At 33.4% G+C, this 20,396-nt stretch carries 21 protein-coding genes and 1 tRNA gene; 15 read left to right on the top strand and 7 right to left on the bottom strand.

The annotated features are described in order from the left end of the window. Positions 1 to 54: 54 nt before the first annotated feature. Both folB and Q0838_RS08320 read left to right on the top strand, forming a co-directional pair. The gene (gene folB / locus Q0838_RS08325) at positions 55 to 414 is read left to right on the top strand and encodes a dihydroneopterin aldolase (protein WP_298953413.1); all 360 of its coding nucleotides are present in this window, start codon (positions 55 to 57) and stop codon (positions 412 to 414) included. A gap of 74 nt (positions 415 to 488) precedes the next feature. After that, positions 489 to 559 (top strand) — tRNA-Cys (locus tag Q0838_RS08320). 59 nt (positions 560 to 618) lie between these two features. On the opposite strand, the gene Q0838_RS08315 is transcribed toward Q0838_RS08320, so the two are convergent. The 3 genes from Q0838_RS08315 to rnr form a co-directional block, all read right to left on the bottom strand. Next, positions 619 to 1,374: a LysE family transporter gene (locus Q0838_RS08315; RefSeq protein WP_298953411.1), complete on the bottom strand. Its 756-nt coding sequence runs from the start codon at positions 1,372 to 1,374 to the stop codon at positions 619 to 621. A gap of 124 nt (positions 1,375 to 1,498) precedes the next feature. Next, on the bottom strand, positions 1,499 to 2,179 hold the full coding sequence (locus Q0838_RS08310; RefSeq protein ID WP_298953409.1) for a head GIN domain-containing protein: 681 nt from the start codon (positions 2,177 to 2,179) through the stop codon (positions 1,499 to 1,501). 1,017 nt (positions 2,180 to 3,196) lie between these two features. Beyond that, positions 3,197 to 5,395 (bottom strand): ribonuclease R, encoded by a 2,199-nt coding sequence (gene rnr / locus Q0838_RS08305; protein WP_298953407.1) that lies wholly within the window; start codon positions 5,393 to 5,395, stop codon positions 3,197 to 3,199. Positions 5,396 to 6,385: 990 nt separating this feature from the next. Between rnr and Q0838_RS08300 the strand changes: the two genes are divergently transcribed. The 4 genes from Q0838_RS08300 to Q0838_RS08285 all read left to right on the top strand — a co-directional run bounded on the left by Q0838_RS08300 (position 6,386) and on the right by Q0838_RS08285 (position 8,121). Further along, on the top strand, positions 6,386 to 6,817 hold the full coding sequence (locus Q0838_RS08300) for an RpiB/LacA/LacB family sugar-phosphate isomerase (protein ID WP_298953403.1): 432 nt from the start codon (positions 6,386 to 6,388) through the stop codon (positions 6,815 to 6,817). Between the two features lie 260 nt (positions 6,818 to 7,077). Continuing rightward, positions 7,078 to 7,359 carry an acetyltransferase gene (locus Q0838_RS08295; protein ID WP_104514215.1) on the top strand — a complete coding sequence of 94 codons (282 nt, stop codon included), beginning with the start codon at positions 7,078 to 7,080 and terminating at the stop codon, positions 7,357 to 7,359. Between the two features lie 58 nt (positions 7,360 to 7,417). Next, positions 7,418 to 7,678, top strand: coding sequence for a hypothetical protein (locus tag Q0838_RS08290; protein ID WP_298953400.1), 261 nt, complete (start codon positions 7,418 to 7,420; stop codon positions 7,676 to 7,678). Between the two features lie 2 nt (positions 7,679 to 7,680). Continuing rightward, positions 7,681 to 8,121: a GNAT family N-acetyltransferase gene (locus Q0838_RS08285; protein WP_298953398.1), complete on the top strand. Its 441-nt coding sequence runs from the start codon at positions 7,681 to 7,683 to the stop codon at positions 8,119 to 8,121. Positions 8,122 to 8,653: 532 nt separating this feature from the next. Here the strand turns inward: Q0838_RS08285 and Q0838_RS08280 are convergent. Next, the gene (locus Q0838_RS08280; RefSeq protein WP_298953396.1) at positions 8,654 to 9,307 is read right to left on the bottom strand and encodes a 3-oxoacid CoA-transferase subunit B; all 654 of its coding nucleotides are present in this window, start codon (positions 9,305 to 9,307) and stop codon (positions 8,654 to 8,656) included. A gap of 176 nt (positions 9,308 to 9,483) precedes the next feature. Next, entirely contained in the window at positions 9,484 to 10,185 is a 702-nt protein-coding gene (locus Q0838_RS08275) for a CoA transferase subunit A (protein WP_298953394.1), read from the bottom strand. Between the two features lie 114 nt (positions 10,186 to 10,299). Between Q0838_RS08275 and Q0838_RS08270 the strand changes: the two genes are divergently transcribed. From Q0838_RS08270 to Q0838_RS08250, 5 genes are all read left to right on the top strand, one after another. After that, positions 10,300 to 10,935, top strand: coding sequence for a peptidoglycan DD-metalloendopeptidase family protein (locus Q0838_RS08270; protein WP_298953392.1), 636 nt, complete (start codon positions 10,300 to 10,302; stop codon positions 10,933 to 10,935). 9 nt (positions 10,936 to 10,944) lie between these two features. Further along, on the top strand, positions 10,945 to 11,346 hold the full coding sequence (locus Q0838_RS08265) for a hypothetical protein (RefSeq protein WP_298953391.1): 402 nt from the start codon (positions 10,945 to 10,947) through the stop codon (positions 11,344 to 11,346). A gap of 86 nt (positions 11,347 to 11,432) precedes the next feature. Further along, positions 11,433 to 12,422, top strand: coding sequence for a UDP-glucuronic acid decarboxylase family protein (locus tag Q0838_RS08260; protein WP_298953389.1), 990 nt, complete (start codon positions 11,433 to 11,435; stop codon positions 12,420 to 12,422). Beyond that, positions 12,385 to 13,776, top strand: coding sequence for an exopolysaccharide biosynthesis polyprenyl glycosylphosphotransferase (locus Q0838_RS08255; protein WP_298953387.1), 1,392 nt, complete (start codon positions 12,385 to 12,387; stop codon positions 13,774 to 13,776). The genes Q0838_RS08260 and Q0838_RS08255 overlap by 38 nt, the downstream gene beginning before the upstream one ends. Continuing rightward, positions 13,777 to 14,550, top strand: coding sequence for a glycosyltransferase family 2 protein (locus tag Q0838_RS08250; protein WP_298953384.1), 774 nt, complete (start codon positions 13,777 to 13,779; stop codon positions 14,548 to 14,550). It abuts the gene before it with no gap. Between the two features lie 9 nt (positions 14,551 to 14,559). Here Q0838_RS08250 and Q0838_RS08245 read toward each other — a convergent pair whose 3' ends face one another. After that, positions 14,560 to 15,858 (bottom strand): phenylacetate--CoA ligase family protein, encoded by a 1,299-nt coding sequence (locus tag Q0838_RS08245; RefSeq protein WP_298953382.1) that lies wholly within the window; start codon positions 15,856 to 15,858, stop codon positions 14,560 to 14,562. Between the two features lie 64 nt (positions 15,859 to 15,922). Here Q0838_RS08245 and purD point away from each other — a divergent pair, with 64 nt between their 5' ends. Next, the gene (gene purD / locus Q0838_RS08240) at positions 15,923 to 17,191 is read left to right on the top strand and encodes a phosphoribosylamine--glycine ligase (protein ID WP_298953380.1); all 1,269 of its coding nucleotides are present in this window, start codon (positions 15,923 to 15,925) and stop codon (positions 17,189 to 17,191) included. Between the two features lie 11 nt (positions 17,192 to 17,202). Here purD and Q0838_RS08235 read toward each other — a convergent pair whose 3' ends face one another. Next, a complete protein-coding gene (locus Q0838_RS08235; protein WP_298953377.1) occupies positions 17,203 to 17,424 on the bottom strand; it encodes a uracil phosphoribosyltransferase in 222 nt (73 codons plus the stop codon). 46 nt (positions 17,425 to 17,470) lie between these two features. Between Q0838_RS08235 and Q0838_RS08230 the strand changes: the two genes are divergently transcribed. From Q0838_RS08230 to Q0838_RS08220, 3 genes are read left to right on the top strand one after another with little or no spacing between them, the layout of a single operon-like run. Continuing rightward, positions 17,471 to 18,367, top strand: a complete 897-nt coding sequence (locus tag Q0838_RS08230) for a hypothetical protein (protein ID WP_298953375.1) — start codon at positions 17,471 to 17,473, stop codon at positions 18,365 to 18,367. A gap of 42 nt (positions 18,368 to 18,409) precedes the next feature. Continuing rightward, positions 18,410 to 19,018 carry a DUF4254 domain-containing protein gene (locus Q0838_RS08225; protein ID WP_298953372.1) on the top strand — a complete coding sequence of 203 codons (609 nt, stop codon included), beginning with the start codon at positions 18,410 to 18,412 and terminating at the stop codon, positions 19,016 to 19,018. Between the two features lie 3 nt (positions 19,019 to 19,021). Next, entirely contained in the window at positions 19,022 to 20,053 is a 1,032-nt protein-coding gene (locus Q0838_RS08220; protein ID WP_298953369.1) for a glycosyltransferase family 9 protein, read from the top strand. Positions 20,054 to 20,396 lie beyond the last annotated feature (343 nt).

Below are 20,396 nucleotides of genomic sequence, written 5' to 3'. Positions count from 1 at the left end.
AGACAAATTTACAGTTTATTTTACTCCTAACACTGTACGGCCTATCTTTGTTCTATGCATAAAATACAACTAGAAAACGTAAGAGTATATACCAACCATGGTTGCCTTCATGAAGAGGATTTAATAGGTAGTGAATATCGAGTAGATTTAGAAATAACAGCAAACCTTTCTAAGAGTGCACAGTCAGATTTACTGGCAGATACCGTAGATTACGTATCTCTTAATAAAATAATAGTAGAAGAAATGGCTATAAGGTCGGCGCTTTTAGAACATGTGGCACAGCGCATTCTAACACGTATATTTAAAGAAGAATCTCTAGTTCAAAATGCTGAAGTTAAGGTAGCTAAGATCAATCCTCCTATAGGTGGTGATGTGCAAAGTGTAGTAATTATAATGAGTGAAGAGAGAAAATAACTTTTCAATTTTATCAATTTAAATTTAATAAAGTAGGAATAGAGAAAATTATTGTTATTTTTGTCATCCATTATGGTACCATGGCCGAGCGGCTAGGCATGGGTCTGCAAAACCTAGTACAGCGGTTCGAATCCGCTTGGTACCTCTTAAATCCTCAATCTTAACTGATTGGGGATTTTTAAGTTTTTAAGGTTGTGGATAATCTTATTCAGTATCCATAACCGACTTTTCCTTTTCCTTAAACTCTTCCATAACTTCTATATCTAGATCTATAGGTTCCACTTGTTCAGGCAAGATTTGAAATTGATTTTCAATATTTTCTGTTGCGCTAGGGAAAACACCTTTAAAAATTAAAACTGCTCCACTTATAAACATAATTACCGCAATAAGACGTTTTAACCAAAAAATTCTAGAAGGTGTTAAATACCGATTCAAACTTTTGGCTAGTATAATTTTACCTATATCAATTATAAAATAAGTAAGTAAAACAGTAGAGAAGAAAATAGTAATACGTTCTCCATCATTATCTAATTGCGGACTAAAAACAACTATCAATCCTAACCAAAAACCTAGTACCCCAATGTTTATAAAATTAAGTAAGAAACCTTTTATAAATAAAGTAATATAATTTTTCTTTTGAACCATGAGTACCTTAGTATTTACTTCTTTTAAGTAAGATTTATCGGTCTTAATAAAAGAAACAATACCATAAATGCAGAGAATACTACCACCAAAAATGAATAGTCCTGGGTCATCTTTTAATTTTTCAAGAATACTAGAAGTCATAAAATATGCCGCTAGTAGAAAAATAATATCTGCTATGAGAACACCTGCATCTAGGGCGATAGCCGCCCTAAATCCTTTTAAAGCACTAGTTTCAAGTAGAGCAAAAAAAACAGGTCCTATGAGAAAAGCCATAACAAGGCCTAGTGGAATGGCCTTTAAAATATCGTCAAGCATTCAGAATTGTGTTGAACCTCAAAGGTAGGAAAACACATAGGGATATCAAATATAGAATTAGAAATGTTATTTTATAGATCTAATAGTGTATTAAGGTGATTGGAGCACTTAACATAAATAATATTTAGTACTTATCAAGGATCATAATACTACCACCGAATAGAGTTTTTTCCTTCACATCTTTAGGATTACCATAAACCACAACATCACCACCAGCTCTTATATTTATATCAACAAATTGGGTAGCAAAGATCTCTACATCACCACCAGCTTGTAGCTTTACTTTAGAATAATCAGATTTAAGTTGAGCATTTTCCACTATTCCGCCAGTGTTCACCACTAGAATTTGATCTTCAACCTGACCACTTAATCTCACTATGCCGCCAGTAACAGCTTTTACATCAAGATTCTTAACAATTAACCCTGCTGTTACCATGGCACCTTCTTGTACTTTTATTTGTAGCCTGTCCAGTTCTATTAATTCATTAGAAAAAACTCTAGAACCTTCATTTGCGTCGATTAAATATAATTCTTTGTAGTAAACATGTACAAAGGTTTTTGAACCATCAAAAGCCTTCTCTGGGCGCATACGGACTTTTAATAATCCGTTCTTTTCAATGTACTCCACGTCATCCACGTCTTCTCCAGAAATGACGATCTTATTTTCTGATGATTTTACTAAATTAACCGTTATTAGATCAAAAACTTTAATGGTATCAAAATCTGATATGGTATTTTCACTTGGGTTTTGTGCTATAGAAAAGACACAAAAGAGTATTGTTACTGTAAATAATAATCGATTCATGATAAGAGTATTTTTTTAAAGACTTTATTTATTAAGTAATGTTACAGTCCATGATAGATAAAAAATAAAAAGTCGATGCTTATTTCTAAACATTGACTTTTACTAACCAACCAAAAACTTTATGAAAATTACTACGAATAACCTTCCTTAGATAATAACCAAATCGTGTGCCAAAGTATGATAGAAACATATAATGCTAGGCAAAGAAAATATCCTAAACGAAGAAATCCTAAGTATCATAAACGACAACTTAGGATTCCCTACTAACCAACCAAAAAAAACTATCTAACATTTCAACTTACTTCTCAAAAACCTTAAAATTTGAAAAGATTTATAAAATGAAATCATTATGAAAAAAGAATTAAAGTTTCTCACGCTCTAATTACAATACAAATATCTACCTATATCATTAATTAATTAAAAATGAATGTTTTACAAAAAACATTATAGATAAAATGTAATATAAAACCGTTGTAATACATGTAATTCATTACAATTCAGCTGTAAAATTAAAATCAATAAGTAACTATCGTTAGAAATTAGTTTGTGAAAGTATTTATTTACAATACAATAGTTAGTACAAAAGACTATTCATTATACTTAAGTACAACGTAGAAAAGCAACCTGCAGTGGTATCTCACAATTCAAAAATATCAATGCTTCATTAAACAAATTACCATCTAGAAGCATAGAATTACTTTACTATGAAATAGTTCACTCATAGGATGAGAAAAAACATTCCATAAATACAAGGATATTTACATGTAGTTTAAAAGCATCTCTATTAATATAAACTAACATAAGGAGCGTACATCTTTAAAATAATGGATGCTCTTCAGGATTCTATAATCTTTAAAAGATGTGGTATCCATAGTTTTATACTACAAGAATAAAAATCCTGTAGCAGCTTATGAAATACTATATAATTTTCAAATCAAAATGTAACAAGAATAAAAGGTAAAAAAAAAGCGATTCATTTATGTTAAATGAATCGCTTATAATATGAACTTAAATAGTTTATTTATCTACTTTTTCTCTACTTCCTATCATCCAGAAATCTAAGTGTTTCTTTACTAGGTCTGCATTTTTTACTTTTACATAAACCTCGTCACCTAGCGTATAAGTGTTCTTAGTCTTGCGACCTACTACAGCAAACTCCTCTTCTACATATTCATAACTATCGTCGTCGAGGTCGCCTAGTCTTATCATTCCTTCACACTTGTTAGAAATAATCTCTACATAAACACCCCAATCAGTAACACCAGAAATAACACCTAAGAATTCTTCGTCAGAGTGGTCTTTCATGAATTTAACTTGCATGTATTTAATAGAATCACGCTCTGCCTTAGAAGCTAGAATTTCCATTTCTGAAGAATGTTCTGATTTTTCTTCATATAATTCTTCACTTACTGTTTTACCGCCATCTAGGTAATGCTGCAATAATCTATGCACCATAACGTCAGGATAACGACGTATAGGACTCGTAAAATGAGAGTAATAATCAAAAGATAGACCATAATGACCTATGTTATTAGTAGAATAAACAGCCTTAGACATGGTTCTTATCGCCAGCGTGTCTACCATATTCTGCTCCTTATTACCTTTTACATCATTTAATAATTTATTAAGTGACTTAGTAACCGTTTTACGATCTCTTAGATCTAAAGTATGGCCAAATTTTACAACTATATTCTTAAGTGCTCCTAATTTCTCATCATTAGGCTCATCATGAATACGGTAAATAAATGTCTTTTTAGGTTGTTGTTTACCTATAAAACCAGCCACCTTTCTATTAGCCAGCAACATGAATTCTTCTATAAGCTTATTAGCATCTTTAGAAGTTTTAAAATAAACACCAACTGGTTCAGATTTATCGTTAAGATTAAATTTTACCTCTGTTTTATCAAAACTTAAAGCTCCATCTTCCATACGCTGTCCACGCATAATCTTAGCTAGTTCATCTAACTTTAAAGTAGCATCTACTATTGCAGGCTGGATGGTTGTTTGCTTTCGCGTAAGCGAGATATCACCAGGAATCTCTCCTTTTCTAGTTTCTATGATATGTTGTGCTTCTTCATAAGCAAATCTCTGGTCAGAGTGTATTACTGTACGACCGAACCATTCATTATGAATCTTACTAGAGTTATCCATTTCAAAAACGGCAGAAAAACATAACTTATCTTCATGTGGGTTTAAAGAACATACACCATTAGAAAGTACCTCAGGTAACATAGGCACTACTCTATCTACAAGATATACAGACGTCGCACGTTCATAAGCCTCGTCATCAAGAACAGTTCCTTCTTTTACATAATGAGATACGTCTGCAATGTGAATACCTATTTCATAATTACCATTTTCAAGAACTTTAAATGATAGGGCATCATCAAAATCCTTTGCATCTCCAGGATCTATGGTATACGTAAGGGTCTCACGCATGTCGCGACGCTTTTCTATTTCGCGAGAGGATATAGATTTATCAAGTTTTTCTGTGTATTCTTCCACTTGTGCAGGGAATTCATAAGGAAGACCATACTGAGCAAGAATAGCATGTATTTCTGTATCATGTTCTCCAGGTTCTCCTAGAATATCTTTAACTCTACCGTTAGGAGAATCTTGTTTATCATTCCATTCTACAAATTCTACTAGAACTACCTGTCCATCTTTTGCTCCATTAATCTCTCGACCTGGGATAAAGAAATCGGTCTGAATCTTAGGATCTGTAACATTAACAAAAGCAAATTTATCATGCACTTGTATCTCTCCTACAAATTCTGTCTTCTTACGTTTAATAACCTTAGTGATCTCACCTTCTGGCTGTGAACCTCGTTTTCTATTATAAACATACACTTCTACCTCATCACCATTAAGCGCCTGGCCTAGTGATCTTTTAGGTATCATGATATCTTCTTCTAGTTCTTCGGTAATTACATAACCAGTACCACGTGTACTTACATCTATACGTCCAGTATAATAATCGATAGCCTTGATAATTTTAAATTTACCACGATCTATCTCTTCTATCTTTCCTTTGGACTTGAGTTGATGTAATTTTTTTATAACTTGATTGCGTCCACTAGAATCTGATATTCCTAGGTGGGCACAAATTTGCTTGTAATTGTAACTTTTATTCGGATCTTGCTTTATAGCACTGAGTACCGACTGACTCAAATTCTGAAACTTAGTCTTTGAGTTTCTTTTTTTCTTTTTATTCATATTACTTACAAAGTTAAACTTTTAAAATTGGTTGATATTAAATACCTGTGAAAACCAATAATATAACTCTCTAGATAACATTCATTAACGTTAAATTAAGAAATAAAGCTACCTTAAAACAACTATTTCTATTTGAAATCGTTAAACCTATCATATGCGCATAAAAAAACCAATCTTATCTACATTGATTTTTTCAGGAATTCTTCTTGTAGGCATAGTGGTACTGTACGTTTTAGTTTCAAAAACCTTAGACACTACGACCAATGCTACTCATACAAATAACCAAACTAGGATTATTAAAGTAGAAGCTACCGTTTAACTACCTACTCTAATATAGTTGATCCTTACCTTAATCTTCTTTAAAAATTACGCACCTCTATAGTTTTATAGCGTAAAAAATAATTTGCTTTACTTTATAAGAGCAGCTTTCTTTTAAGTGAATAGAGAATAGCATTAGGTTATATTTTTCCTTCTTTGTTTTTTATATTTAATGTTATAAACATATATAAACAATATCATTTTTCTTTTTTAAAATTTAAATAAAATATGATGGTTATGATGTAGTGTTAATAGCGGTATAACTTTTTAAATAAAAATTAGGATTTGGTAAATGTGTTAACTTATCTACAGTTGTACACATGTTATTCTATCGTTAACTCATTGTAAAATAAATTGATACTCATTAACCGTTATGGTTATTCACATTTGTTTACAACCGTTATCCACATATAAATGTAAATAAGAAGATCTCTTTTTCATTGTTTATTTCTAAGCATATGGGTTGGAAAAGTCATTAGAAAATTGATGAGTTATATTTTGGTTTTCTCAATTTAAAATGGGTATGGACTATTCATAACAATATTCCTAATATAATTTTTGCATTTCTATTAACAGGTTATCCTTTGTTTATGAATAGTGTAAAACCATCGATGTTAATAACCCTAAAATATGGTTGAGTAAGTGTAAATTTGTATTATAAACACACAACATATGAAAATCTCCATAGGTAACGATCACGCAGGACCAGATTATAAACAAGCAGTAGTAAAAATGCTTAAAGCAAGAGGTCATGAAATTAATAATCACGGTACGGATACCTTTGATAGCGTAGATTATCCAGATTTTGCTCACAAAGTAGGTCAGGATGTTGATAAGGCCGTTACAGAAATAGGAATAGTTATTTGCGGTAGTGCACAAGGTGTCTCTATGACTGTTAATAAGTACCAGAATGTACGCGGTGCAGTATGCTGGACTAAAGAAATTGCTGGACTAGCACGTGAACATAATAATGCAAATGTTATCTGTATCCCTGCACGTTTCACTTCTATACCACAAGTAATAGCTATGGTAGAGACGTTTCTAGATACAGAATTTGCTGGTGGACGTCATGCTACTCGTGTTAACAAGATAGCATGTTCATAAGTACGCTTTCGCGAAAGCGGAACATATAAAAGCTTCTATAATGCTATTATCTGGTGGTTCTCTACAAGATTATTTTATCCTTTTATTCTCAATTTTTATTTTACCTAGTGTACTGATTTATCTAATCGTTAGATATTTATTATTTAGTCATGTATTTATAAATTTGAGGAGTAAAAGAAAAAGATATTTTTTTAGTTTTATCTTTTATATTCTATCGTTAACAATCACATTTATACTCATATTTGTTTACATTTTTTATAATGAATCTTAATAAAAGACAACAGTATCTGGATTTAGGTAATCAATTACCTAATAAACATTTACACCTAGATTTTGATAATCATTGTTACTGGCGCATTGCTCTAGATAATACTTTGTTTGCAAGATGGAAGGATGTAGTACCTGCTCCTGCCTATAGAAATATAACAGAAGATCAACTGGATTATGTCATTCATTTATTAAAAAGCTACTTAAAAGATGAGCAATTATTAATGGAACATAATAGGATTTCATTAGCATATAGAGAGAAGAAATCATTGTAAATTTGATAAAATAAAAATTAGATGTAGGTTTCTAAGAAATTTACACCGGTGTAAATTCATGAGAAAAGAAGCTACTATTATAATTCATCAATTAAGAACTGCGGTCCACCCACATAAGAAACTTATGGAAATATGGCGCGATCTAGAAGAATTTGATGAAAAAGATAAAGAAGAAACCCTAGACGATCTAGATGCAAGACGTCAAGAATTAATGGCTGCTGGTGATGAAGAATTCGGTAATATGCTAGAAAAAATTATCACAGATATAAGAATAGGTATTAAACCGCCACAACCTAAAAATGTTCCTAAACAATTTTAAATATGGAGGTTTTAATAAAATCATTTAATGATTATTCTACCCTAGAACTATATAAGGTCATGCAATTACGGTCTGAAGTCTTTGTGGTAGAACAAGATTGTGTCTATCAAGATCTAGATGGTAAGGATAAAGAAGCCATGCATATTTTAGGTTATAAAGATCAAGAACTTGCAGCATATACACGCATCTTTAAACCTGGTGATTATTTTGAAAAAGCGAGTATAGGTCGTGTGGTAGTAAGTCCTAAAATGCGTGGTCTCGCTTATGGTCAGAAAATCATGAATGCTAGTATAAATTACTGTAAAGATCAAGGGTACGCTGCTATACAAATTTCTGCTCAATGTTATCTACATAAATTTTATACCGATTTAGGATTCAACTCTCATGGAGAGAAGTATTTAGAAGACGGCATACCGCATCAAATGATGATTTACACTTTTTAATCAATCAGTTTTAAACTATTTCTAGTTAAGAAAGTCTTATAGGAATAATCAGGGCCATCCTTTTAAAATTTATTTTTCAATTATTTTCTTTGTCCATATTAATGTAAATAATAGAACATGGTTTTATTAAAAAGAAGGAACTGGTTAATAGAGATGAAACCTCCTGTTATTATTCCTTCTCTTATTAAAAATTCTTATTTTGATACATTACAAAATAATTCTAATGAGATAAATAAATTTAGAATTTTTCTCATCATGTGATGTATTCCTCTTTGTATAAAATACCTAAGAGCAATTATGTTATAAATGTATTTGATCAATAAATACTTTAGTTTTATTTCAAATAGCAATTATTAATTCCATTAATTATCTTGTTTTCATGGTTTTATAATATAAGAAAGACAGTGCAAAGAAATATAATATTCTAAAATTTATAAAAGAACGACCCTAGAATGAATCTTGTGCAGCTTTATCTGACCATAATAAAATAGCAAGAAGGTTTATTTATAAGCTATACATAATAGTAGCATTTTTAAATATTCATCTCAGGAATTTCACCATCGATAATTAAGTTTCCTTCTGTCGCGTTTTTAATTTCTTCTATACTCACTCCTGGTGCACGTTCTAAGAGTTTAAATCCTGTGTCAGTTACTTCTAGCACTGCCAGGTTAGTTACTACTTTATTGATGCAGTTGACTCCTGTAAGAGGCAAAGAACATTTTCTAAGCAGTTTTGACGCACCAGCACGATTAGTATGCATCATGGCAACGATTATATTCTCTGCACTAGCGACTAGATCCATAGCGCCGCCCATTCCTTTTACCATTTTCCCTGGTATCTTCCAGTTAGCTATATCACCATTTTCTGCCACTTCCATAGCTCCTAAAATGGTAAGATCTACGTGCTGTCCACGTATCATCCCAAAGCTTGTTGCGCTATCAAAAAAGCTCGCTCCTGGTAAGGTAGTAATAGTTTGTTTTCCAGCGTTAATCACGTCTGCATCTTCTTCTCCTTCAAAAGGAAAAGCTCCCATTCCTAAAACACCATTCTCTGACTGAAACTCTACTTCCATTCCATCAGGGACATAGTTTGCTACCAGTGTAGGAATTCCTATTCCTAGATTAACGTAGTAACCATTCTTTACTTCTTGTGCTATTCTTTTTGCTATTCCTATTTTATCTAACATGATTTTTTATTTGGTAAACGTCCTGGCGGTAGAGGTATTAAACAGTTCTCAATCGCTCAAACTTATATTTTATAGTTTCCGTTCCCCAACCTTAAAGGGTGCAGCAACAAAAGCTTTTAAACAATAGTATTATTAAGAAACCTACCCTTTAAAGTTAGGGAAAGGTTTCAGCATTTTTATTCTCTCTTCCTAACCGTGCGTTGCTCAATACGTTTCTCATACTTCTCACCTTGAAAAATACGTTTCACAAAAATTCCCGGAATATGAATTTCATTAGGATCTAATTCTCCTGCAGGTACAAGTTCTTCTACCTCTGCAACAGTAATGGTTGCAGCACCACACATAACAGGATTAAAATTACGTGCTGTACCTTTAAAAATAAGGTTTCCCGCCTCGTCACCTTTCCATGCTTTTACAAAAGCAAAATCTGCATTAAAGGCATGTTCTAGAATATGTGGTTTTCCTTTAAAATTGCGCATTTCTTTTCCTTCTGCTACCTCGGTACCATAACCAGCTGGAGTAAAGAATGCAGGAATACCAGATTGTGCAGCGCGACATCTTTCGGCTAGAGTTCCTTGAGGGATAAGATCTACTTCTAGCTCTCCACTCAGCATCTGGCGTTCAAACTCGTCATTTTCTCCTACATAAGAAGAGATCATTTTCTTGATTTGTTTTCCTTGAAGCAATAATCCTAGTCCAAAATCGTCCACACCAGCATTATTAGAAATGCAAGTCAGATTTTTTACACCAGATTTTACTAGTTGTGCGATGCTATTTTCTGGGATACCAGACAGTCCAAAACCACCTACCATTAAAGTCATATCGCTCTTAACGCCTTCCAGTGCTTCTTCCACACCTTTTACCGTTCTATTGATCATATCAAAATTCTTTGGTTTAAAAATACGCAATTTATTGAAGATTTAAAGCGACTATCCATAACACAAGCTTTCTTATTTTGTTAAATTGCTATCTCTTAATTAAGTACTCTGCTTATGTCTTTTAAACACCTTATTGACCCTAAATACAGTAAAAGTGATTATTTCCCTATCGACCTGTCTATTACTAACACCTTTTGGGATGAGAACGATGTGAGTGACATCTCTACATTTGAAAAATATCTAGAAGAAAAGCGTACCCTAACCGGTAAATACATCGCTCATGGTGGTTATTTAGAACAACGCGCCTTGTATAGAAAATCGGCTAGATTCCAGGCTGGTGTGGTACGCGACATCCATATGGGAATAGATCTTTGGGCTCCAGCGGGCACAACCGTTCATGCTTTTATGGATGGCGTTGTACACAGTTATGCGTACAATGATGATGCAGGGAATTATGGACCTACCTTGATCTTAGAACATGATTTCAAGGGCAAAAAACTCTACACACTTTATGGACACCTCTCTATAAGTGATATGGATAAATGGGTGATTGGTTTCCGCTTTCGCGAAAGCGAGACCATAGCAACTCTAGGAAAACCAATAGAAAACGGCGGTTATTCACCACATCTCCATTTCCAGATCATGACAGATATGCGAGAATACAAAGGTGATTTTCCAGGTGTTGCAGCTGTTGAAGAATTAGAAAATTATAAGGATATAATACTCGATCCTAATCCTTTTATTTTTTAGAAAAACTGTATGATTAATTTTTTACGCAATAATGGATTAAAAATAGGGGCTATAATAATGCTACTCATTAGTATAATTGTGTTTAGAAAAGGTTTTGTTCAAAAAGAAATCTTTGAAAAAAACAAACAGGTTACAGTTATTATAACTGATTGTCAAAATAACGGACGTCGTGGTCATTTTTTAAAATTAAATTATAAAGGCAAAAAATATGTAAAGCGTATTAAAAAGTCCTTTTGTGATGAGATTAAAGATCAAAACACCTTAAAAATGCTAGTAAGCGATTCAGAAAACGAACTCAATTTTTTAAATGAATATCGTAACAATAATGCATTTTTCTTAGCTATTATTTTTCTGTCTATCGCTATCGCTATTATTTTTAAATCGTCAATATGGAGAATTAAATTAGCTTAACAACCCATAATAACCATCTAGAAGAAAGACTTAGAAGTACGCAATCAATTTTGCTATCTTTACCATCTTATTCAATTATCTATTAAATGAAAAAAAGAGTTCTTATTACTGGTGCGGCTGGATTTTTAGGCTCACACCTTTGTGATCGTTTTATTAAAGAAGGTTACCGAGTGGTAGCAATGGATAACCTTATTACTGGTGATCTTAAAAATATAGAACATCTTTTCCCTCATGAAGATTTTGAATTTTATAATCACGATGTCTCTAACTATGTACATGTAGCTGGTGATGTGGATTATATCTTACATTTTGCCAGTCCAGCAAGTCCTATAGATTATTTAAAAATACCTATACAGACTTTAAAAGTAGGTTCTCTAGGAACGCATAATCTACTAGGTCTTGCCAAAGCTAAAAATGCACGTCTATTAATCGCCTCAACAAGTGAGATTTATGGAGATCCACTTGTGCATCCTCAAGATGAGAGTTATTATGGTAATGTAAATACTATAGGACCGCGTGGTGTTTATGATGAGGCAAAACGTTTTCAAGAATCGATGACTATGGCTTATCATAGATTTCATGGTCTGGAAACAAGAATTGTACGTATTTTTAATACGTATGGACCTAGAATGCGTCTTAATGACGGTCGTGTGATTCCTGCATTTATGGGGCAGGCGTTGAGAGGTGAGGATATTACTGTTTTTGGCGATGGATCTCAAACCAGATCTTTTTGTTACGTAGATGACCAGGTAGAAGGAATTTATAGATTGCTACTTAGTGACTATTCTGACCCTGTAAACATAGGAAACCCTAATGAGATTACCATAGGCGATTTTGCTGAGGAGATTATATCCATGACTGGAACTGACCAGAAAGTAGTTTATAGAGATTTACCTCAAGACGATCCACTCAAAAGACGTCCAGATATCTCACTCGCAAAGAAAATACTTAATTGGGAACCTAAGGTAGGTCGTGAAGAAGGAATGAAGTTAACATATGATTATTTTAAATCGTTATCTACCGTAGAATTAAATAAACGTGACCACAAGGACTTTACAAAACATATCCGCAGATAGTATAGCCTATCGTAATGGCCGGTTTTCTGGCTTTATACGACCTATTTCTTACATTGTAGATTTAGGATTGATTATTTTTTCTGCGTCTTATTTTTTTGTAGAAAATTTTGATCTACTCACTTATAGCATATTTATAGGTATTTGCTGGATTATCGTATCTATGCAACTGGACTTTTACAAGATACGCCGCAATACAAAGTTGACCACCTTACTCATGCGCCTTGCAAAGCAATCTGTCTTTTTTGGTTTTGTGGTATTTGCCTTTTTTGGATATTACTATGATTTAAATAGAGAGTCTACTTTTATCTTTAATTATATAGCTGCCACAGTAGGTAGCATCTCTATAATTAAGATAAGTCTATTCTTTATTCTTAAGAACTATAGAAGCGTTTTAGGCGGTAATTATAGAAACGTTGCCATCTTAGGTGTAAATGAAGAAACAGAACGTTTAAATGAGTTCTTTAAAATCCATACGGATTATGGTTATCGTGCTAAAAAAGTAGTCGACGTACATTCTCCCACGTTCTCCATAGACAGTTTTTTAGAATGGGTAGTAGAATATCAAATAGACGAGATATTTTGCTCTATTAAAGAGCTAAGTAATGAGCAACTATTAGAACTAACAGATTTTGCAGATAATAATTTGAGAACTCTTAAATTTATACCAGATAGGGAGGCTGCGCTATCTAAGCAATTGCATTATGATTATTATGGCCTCACACCTGTCCTTTCTCTTAGAGAAATACCACTGGACGACGTCGCAAATAAATTTGGTAAAAGAGCCTTTGACATTATATTTTCATTATTGATCATTCTATTTGTTATGTCGTGGTTAACACCTGTAGTAGCAGTGATTATAAAGTTAGAGTCTAAAGGATCTGTCTTTTTTAAACAAGCACGTAATGGACTAGATTACAAAGAGTTTATTTGCTATAAATTCAGATCCATGGTACCTAACAAAACTGCACATTTACATCAGGTAACACGTGGTGATTTAAGGATTACTAAAATCGGTAAGTTTTTACGTAAAACCAGTATAGACGAGTTGCCACAGTTCTTTAACGTACTTCTAGGAGATATGAGTGTCGTAGGACCGCGACCGCATATGGTAAGTCACACACACATGTATGCAGAGCGTATTGATAAATTTATGGTGCGCCATTTTGTAAAACCTGGTATTACAGGTCTAGCACAAGTAAGCGGCTATCGTGGTGAAGTAGAGACAGAAGAAGATATAAAAGGTCGTGTGCGCAACGATATCTATTATATAGAAAACTGGAATATAGCCATAGACATAAAAATTATCTTTAAAACTATCGTAAACGTTTTTCAAGGTGAAGAAAAAGCCTACTAGATGAGCCTCGTTTCTATAATCATACCTACCTATAACAGTCTAGAAACTATAAAAGAATCATTAGATAGTGTTCTTTCACAATCCTATAGACCTTTAGAAATTATTACTATAGATGACTGTAGTGTTGATGGTAGTTACGCTTTCGCGAAAGCGTATGCATCAAAAAGCACTTCACAACAAGTTACTTTTATTTCCTTAAAAAATACCATTAATTCTGGAGCAGGAATAACACGTAATAAAGGTATCGAGGCAGCAACGGGCACCTATATAGCATTCTTAGATGCAGACGACTTGTGGAAACCACACAAACTAGAATGTCAAATTAGAACAATGATAGAAGAGAATGCTACTTTCTGTTATGGAGCTTATGAAATTTTTACCTCTTATGCACATCAGCCAAAATTTATTCATAAGGTATTTGAAAAACTGACTTTTAAAAAATTATTAAAAGCTAATTACTTAGGAAACCTTACTGGTATTTATAATGCTCAAGAACTAGGTAAGTTCTACATGCCTGCATTGCGTAAAAGACAGGACTGGGCGATGTGGCTAGACGTGATGAAAAAAGCAGACTTTGCCATAGGAATTCAAGAACCCATAGCGAGTTACCGTCTGGGTGAAGGATTATCTTCTAATAAAATAGATCTTATCAAATATAATTATGCTATTTATAGGTCACATTTAGGGTATTCTATTTTTAAAAGCACCTGGTTTATGTTACGGTTTTTTTATGAGCAGTTTTTTGTAAAGAATAGAATGAAAGTAAACTTATAAAACCACACCTTATTCTACCTCACTCATAAACTGTTTCAACTTACCTCGTTTGCTTCTATCAAGAACCTCAAGTCTTGTAAATTTTAAAGATAATCCTGGTTCTAGATATTCGTCCATGGCATTTTGAATATTCTCTTTTATAGATGTATCCATCTCACTTTTACTCACGTACTGGATTTCAAAAGCATTTGGTAATTTCTGAATGACCACAAACTCGAGAATATCTACATCTTCTTTTATTACAGTTTTAGTAACGTAATAAAAAGTCAGTCCTGGCACAACTTTACCGCTAGGTAATCGTGCAATATCACTAGTACGACCTTGTAGATTTTCTAAAACTCTTGTGCCGTTATCTAAGGTTTGCAAACTACCCAAATCTCCTATTTCATAACGTATCATAGGATGTGCTAGATTATAGAGATCTGTTACTAGAATCCTCCCTACTGTTCCATCAGGCACGGGCTGGTTATCATTATCAACTACTTCTATATACAGATTTTGCTGATTGATCTCAAAGTCTCCTTGAGCGTTTTGCATAGCTATTAATCCTACTTCACTTGCGCCATATTCATTTATAACAGGAATTCCTAGCCATTTTTCTAACAGTAATCTGTCATCTGGAAAAAGCATTTCGCTTGTTACAATACAAATTTTAAGAGTCGGACAGATAGATTTTAGAACTAAATTTTTTTGCTTGCAATACTTAGCCAGTAAGACTATACTACTTGTATAACCGTTTAGGTATTCAAAAGTATTTTTATCAAACTTGTTGATAAAGCTTTCTATAACCTCATCATTCATATTAAAAATAGGAAAACGCTTGCGATAACTCACAAAATCTTTAATAAGCTCTATATACTTACCTTTACCACTCAAAGGAATACCGTAAAAACGAGCCTGTAATGAGGTGTTTAAATCGATTCCATGCTGCTCATAAGCATAATGAAATGCTGCCCAAGTCATGGCATGAGCATATTTATTTTTACCATATGTAAATGGATGTCCACTAGAACCACTCGTTTTACCTTTAAAAATATTCTTTACGGTATAATTTTTACTTAATCGCTCGTGCAGCGGCTGTTGTAAATTACGTTTACTTAAAACAGGTAGGTCATGCCATTTCACATTCTTATCTACCACGAGGTTATTATAAAAACGATTGTTAGTAAGATGGTGTAGTACTATAGATTCCTTGCGATGTAGCAAACCCACTGTACCGTTAGAAATCAAATTATCCAACTCTCTACGAGCCTTATTGATCTCAAAACCTTGTATTTTTAATATGTTGTCAAAAAGTTTTAATGGCATTTTGATAATTCTAGTGATCTTTGAGCAAGGTAAAACTTATTTTTGCATTCCATAAACACAACACATGAATGTTCTCATTTTAGGAAGCGGTGGCCGTGAGCACGCTTTTGCACACTCAATTATTAAAAGTTCACTTCTTAACAAGCTATATGTAGCTCCAGGAAATGCAGGTACTCATGAAATAGCAACTAACGTAGATCTGGGAATCACAGATTTTCCTGCGATAAAGAAATTTGTTATTGATAACGATGTTACTATGGTAATAGTAGGTCCAGAAGCACCACTAGTAGAAGGTGTTTATGACTATTTCCAGACAGAAGAGTTAAAACATGTAAACGTTATAGGACCATCTAAACAAGGTGCCGTTCTAGAAGGTTCTAAAGAATTTGCCAAAGAATTCATGGAGCGTAATAACGTGCCTACCGCAGCTTATAAGAGTTTTACTAAGGATAACCTTAAAGAAGGTATGTCTTTTATAGACAGTCTTAAACCTCCATATGTTCTTAAAGCAGATGGTCTTGCTGGCGGTAAAGGTGTTCTTATTATCGAGCATGCAGACGAGGCAAAAGAATCTCTTGAAGAAATGCTCGTAGGTGGCAAATTTGGTGCGGCATCAAATAAAGTCGTGATAGAAGAATTTCTAGACGGTATCGAGATGAGTGTCTTTGTAATGACAGACGGTGCTTCTTATAAAGTAATGCCTACTGCAAAGGATTATAAACGTATAGGAGAAGGCGACACTGGTCTTAATACTGGTGGAATGGGCGCTGTATCTCCAGTTCCATTTGCAGACGATGCATTGATGCAAAAAATAGAAGAACGCGTTATAAAACCTACTATTAACGGTTTTGTAAAAGAGAACATCGTTTATAAAGGATTTGTATTTATAGGTTTAATGATCGTAGATGGAGAACCAGAAGTAATTGAGTACAACGTGAGAATGGGTGATCCAGAGACAGAAGTAGTCTTACCACGTATTTCTAGCGATTTATTGGCTCATTTAGACGCTTTCGCAAAAGCGGAACTACACAAAGAAAACCTCATCCTAGATTCTAGAAGTGCGACAACAGTCATGTGTGTGGCAGGTGGATATCCAGAAACCTATGAAAAAGGAATGGAAATATCTGGAATAGAAAATATAGACGACAGTATAGTATTTCATGCTGGTACTGCCCTCAAAGAAGGTAAATTAGTAACTAACGGTGGACGCGTTATGGCGGTAACTAGTTTCGGACCTGATTTTAAACAGGCACTAAAAAAATCTTATCAAAACCTAGATAAACTAAGTTTTGATAAGATGTATTATAGAACGGATATAGGTTTTGACCTATAAAAAGTGATTTCTTATCCTAAAAAAGAGTGACCAGTTTGAGTTTTATCCTCATCCTTATCGTACTCTTTAAGTTGCTTCATCCAGTACACAAAAGCAACCACTAGGACAGCTATTGCGATCCATGATACAGAGTTTGCAAGAAACCAACTAGAGTTTTCTAGCTCTCTCAAAGCATCAAAAGGAATTAAAATAAGTTCAAATAAGCTTACTATTGCGTCTAATAAAGTTTCCATTACTGTAAATTGCTTGTTACGATTGCAAAAATAGTTAAAAATCTCTATGCTTTCCAGTTTTTTTAAAACTAGTAAACCTATTCATTACATTATCACATTTTTGATGGTGGGAATTATGGTGGGCTATTTTGTAATAGACCACCCTTTTTTAGGTTGGAAATTTATTTGGATTTCTTTTCTAGCCATTGTGTCTATAGCTATTTTTCAATTTATAACACTTAAAAATGAACTTACTCATAACAACTCTTTCTCCTTATGGATTTACAGTTGTTTACTCGTCATAGGATTAGTATACTTCTCTGACATGCAAATATTTATAGCATATAATTGTCTGTTACTCGCCTTAAGAAGATTGCTTAGTATGCGCACTACGATCGGACTTGTTAGAAAAATATTTGATGCTTCATTATGGGTTTCTATAGCCACCTTATTTCATTCCTGGAGCGCATTATTCTTTATTATTATATTCTTAAGCATTGTCATCTATTCATTTAAAAATTTTAATTATTGGGCTGTCCCTTTTATCGCCATTAATTGTGTCTCTATTCTTGCATTTACAGTAGATCAATATATAGGCACAAACATTTTTCTTAGGATATTTAAAAAATTTGATTTAAGTTTTTACTATGTAAATTTTGAGATGGATGTATTATTTGCTGTTTCTTCTATAGTTAGTTGTGTAGGTCTAGTCATCTCGCTAGCATTTTTATTCGGATTTCCTAAAATACCAATAAGTGCTAGGTCTAGATTTTCGGTACTTGGTTTTTCTGGTATTTGTGGATTTTTATTTTTTATAATGAATGGAAGTGCTCTACTATTAGTACCGCTACTATCTATCTTTACCGCTAGAATAGTACAAGAATCACAAAATAAGATCGTTAAAGAATTCTTACTATGGATTCCATTTATAACTATGATAGTTCTATTTATTCTTAGATTCTAGAGCGTTCTTAAATCTTTATATTTGCACTTCTAAATAATGTTTATGTTTTCAGATAAAGCCAATAAAATTTTTCAAACTGTTATCGATACCTATCACGTAGTGAATACTGTAGATCAAGATTTTGAAAACCCATACGACCGTAATTCTAACCTTATAGAGCATTTATTATATCGCAAGTGCTGGATAGATACTGTACAATGGCATTATGAAGATATAATCAGAGATCCACAAATAGATCCAGTTGCCGCACTTACACTTAAACGTAAGATAGATGCTAGTAATCAAGATCGTACCGACATGGTAGAGTATGTAGATAGCTATTTTTTAGATCTTTATAGCGATGCGATGGTTAAGGATAATGCAACTATTAATACAGAGAGTCCTGCATGGGCTGTAGACCGTATGTCTATTCTTGCATTAAAAATATACCACATGAATGAAGAAGCAACTCGTACAGATGCTTCTCAAGATCACCTAGACGCCTGCCGTAAAAAGCTAGACATTCTTCTAGAGCAACGTGTGGATTTATCTACCGCACTAGACCAACTCTTAGAAGATATTTCTAACGGTAACAAGTATATGAAAGTCTACAAACAGATGAAAATGTATAATGATGACGAACTTAATCCAGTCCTTAGAGCTCTAAAGTAAACCATGCCGCTACCTCAACGCATACTCGTCATTAGACTAAGCGCTATGGGCGATATCGCTATGTGCGTGCCTGTTTTATTGGCCTTAAAAAGAGATTACCCTAGTGTTGAGGTAGTTGCGCTTTCGCGAAAGCGATTCCGTTCCATCCTTGAGCATATTCCAGACATCACGTTTATAGAAGCAGATGTGAGTAATAGACACAAAGGTGTATCTGGACTCTACCGACTTTCTAAAGAAATTAAGGCTCTCAAAATAGATGCCGTAGCAGATTTTCACAATGTGTTGCGCAGTAAAATATTACGTACTTTTTTAAGAGGAATCCCTAAATTTAAAATTGATAAAGGACGCGCTGAAAAAAAGAAATTGATCAACGATCCTAGCTTTTTTAAACCCTTAACACACAGTACAGAGCGTTATGCAAATGTACTGCGTGAGTTAGGTTTTAAGATCAGATTGCATGGTAACGAGTTTTTATCTAAAGAAGCCGTTTTACCTCAAATTCATGATCAAATAGGTAGAAAAACATCAAAATGGGTAGGATTTGCACCATTTGCTGCACATAAAACCAAAGCGATAACTATAAAGAAAGCAAAGAAACTTGTAAAGGCCATCTCTCAAGATGATCAGATAACGATACTGCTATTCGGTGGTGGAAAGAAAGAACAAGAGCAACTACAAATTATAGCAGGAACTACCTCAAATGTCATTAATATGGCAGGCATTACATCGTTTGAGAACGAATTAAGCGTTATATCCCAACTAGATGCTATGATCGCAATGGATAGTGGTAACGGACATCTAGCGGCTTTATATGGTGTTCCTGTAATTACATTATGGGGTAACACACATCCCTATGCAGGTTTTGTACCATATGCACAAGCAGAAGAAAATCAGCTCACCGTAAATAGAGAGCAATTTCCACTCGTTCCTACTTCTATTTTCGGTAATATAGTGGTGAAAGGTTACAAGAAAGCCACGAGCTCTATAAAAGTTAAAACTGTCGTGGAACGTTTAAAGACGGTATTAGAGTCTTAATAATTAAAGGTCGCCTGGATTTTTTAGAGTGATTCCTTTTTATAGTTTAAGTACTTAACCATCTTAATTTTACAATTTATCTTACATTTATTCTTTACCGTAATAGGAAATGAAAAGTTTTAGAACTGAAAGTGATAAAATGGAGTTTAAACAATAGCATAACGCATTATCTAATACCAATATAGTTATATAATGTCATATATTTTTTGTATATTTATTTATGGGAAGAACAGCATATTTATACCAATTTACTTTTGAAAAGTCTCTATGAAAGCATTTTTATAATGATGATTACTAGTTATTGATTTTATGGTCTGGCTACTCATACTAACTACTGTTGTGT

Source organism: uncultured Nonlabens sp., assembly GCF_947495285.1.
Taxonomy (GTDB): Bacteria; Bacteroidota; Bacteroidia; order Flavobacteriales; family Flavobacteriaceae; genus Nonlabens.
This window is presented reverse-complemented; position numbering and strand designations above follow the sequence as displayed.

Bases quoted from the DNA above. Each gene is read 5' to 3' on its own strand.
- folB (WP_298953413.1), top strand. From the start codon at position 55: ATGCATAAAATACAACTAGAAAACGTAAGAGTATATACCAACCATGGT.
- Q0838_RS08315 (WP_298953411.1), bottom strand. From the start codon at position 1,374: ATGCTTGACGATATTTTAAAGGCCATTCCACTAGGCCTTGTTATGGCT.
- Q0838_RS08310 (WP_298953409.1), bottom strand. From the start codon at position 2,179: ATGAATCGATTATTATTTACAGTAACAATACTCTTTTGTGTCTTTTCT.
- rnr (WP_298953407.1), bottom strand. From the start codon at position 5,395: ATGAATAAAAAGAAAAAAAGAAACTCAAAGACTAAGTTTCAGAATTTG.
- Q0838_RS08300 (WP_298953403.1), top strand. From the start codon at position 6,386: ATGAAAATCTCCATAGGTAACGATCACGCAGGACCAGATTATAAACAA.
- Q0838_RS08295 (WP_104514215.1), top strand. From the start codon at position 7,078: ATGAATCTTAATAAAAGACAACAGTATCTGGATTTAGGTAATCAATTA.
- Q0838_RS08290 (WP_298953400.1), top strand. From the start codon at position 7,418: ATGAGAAAAGAAGCTACTATTATAATTCATCAATTAAGAACTGCGGTC.
- Q0838_RS08285 (WP_298953398.1), top strand. From the start codon at position 7,681: ATGGAGGTTTTAATAAAATCATTTAATGATTATTCTACCCTAGAACTA.
- Q0838_RS08280 (WP_298953396.1), bottom strand. From the start codon at position 9,307: ATGTTAGATAAAATAGGAATAGCAAAAAGAATAGCACAAGAAGTAAAG.
- Q0838_RS08275 (WP_298953394.1), bottom strand. From the start codon at position 10,185: ATGATCAATAGAACGGTAAAAGGTGTGGAAGAAGCACTGGAAGGCGTT.
- Q0838_RS08270 (WP_298953392.1), top strand. From the start codon at position 10,300: ATGTCTTTTAAACACCTTATTGACCCTAAATACAGTAAAAGTGATTAT.
- Q0838_RS08265 (WP_298953391.1), top strand. From the start codon at position 10,945: ATGATTAATTTTTTACGCAATAATGGATTAAAAATAGGGGCTATAATA.
- Q0838_RS08260 (WP_298953389.1), top strand. From the start codon at position 11,433: ATGAAAAAAAGAGTTCTTATTACTGGTGCGGCTGGATTTTTAGGCTCA.
- Q0838_RS08250 (WP_298953384.1), top strand. From the start codon at position 13,777: ATGAGCCTCGTTTCTATAATCATACCTACCTATAACAGTCTAGAAACT.
- Q0838_RS08245 (WP_298953382.1), bottom strand. From the start codon at position 15,858: ATGCCATTAAAACTTTTTGACAACATATTAAAAATACAAGGTTTTGAG.
- purD (WP_298953380.1), top strand. From the start codon at position 15,923: ATGAATGTTCTCATTTTAGGAAGCGGTGGCCGTGAGCACGCTTTTGCA.
- Q0838_RS08235 (WP_298953377.1), bottom strand. From the start codon at position 17,424: ATGGAAACTTTATTAGACGCAATAGTAAGCTTATTTGAACTTATTTTA.
- Q0838_RS08230 (WP_298953375.1), top strand. From the start codon at position 17,471: ATGCTTTCCAGTTTTTTTAAAACTAGTAAACCTATTCATTACATTATC.
- Q0838_RS08225 (WP_298953372.1), top strand. From the start codon at position 18,410: ATGTTTTCAGATAAAGCCAATAAAATTTTTCAAACTGTTATCGATACC.
- Q0838_RS08220 (WP_298953369.1), top strand. From the start codon at position 19,022: ATGCCGCTACCTCAACGCATACTCGTCATTAGACTAAGCGCTATGGGC.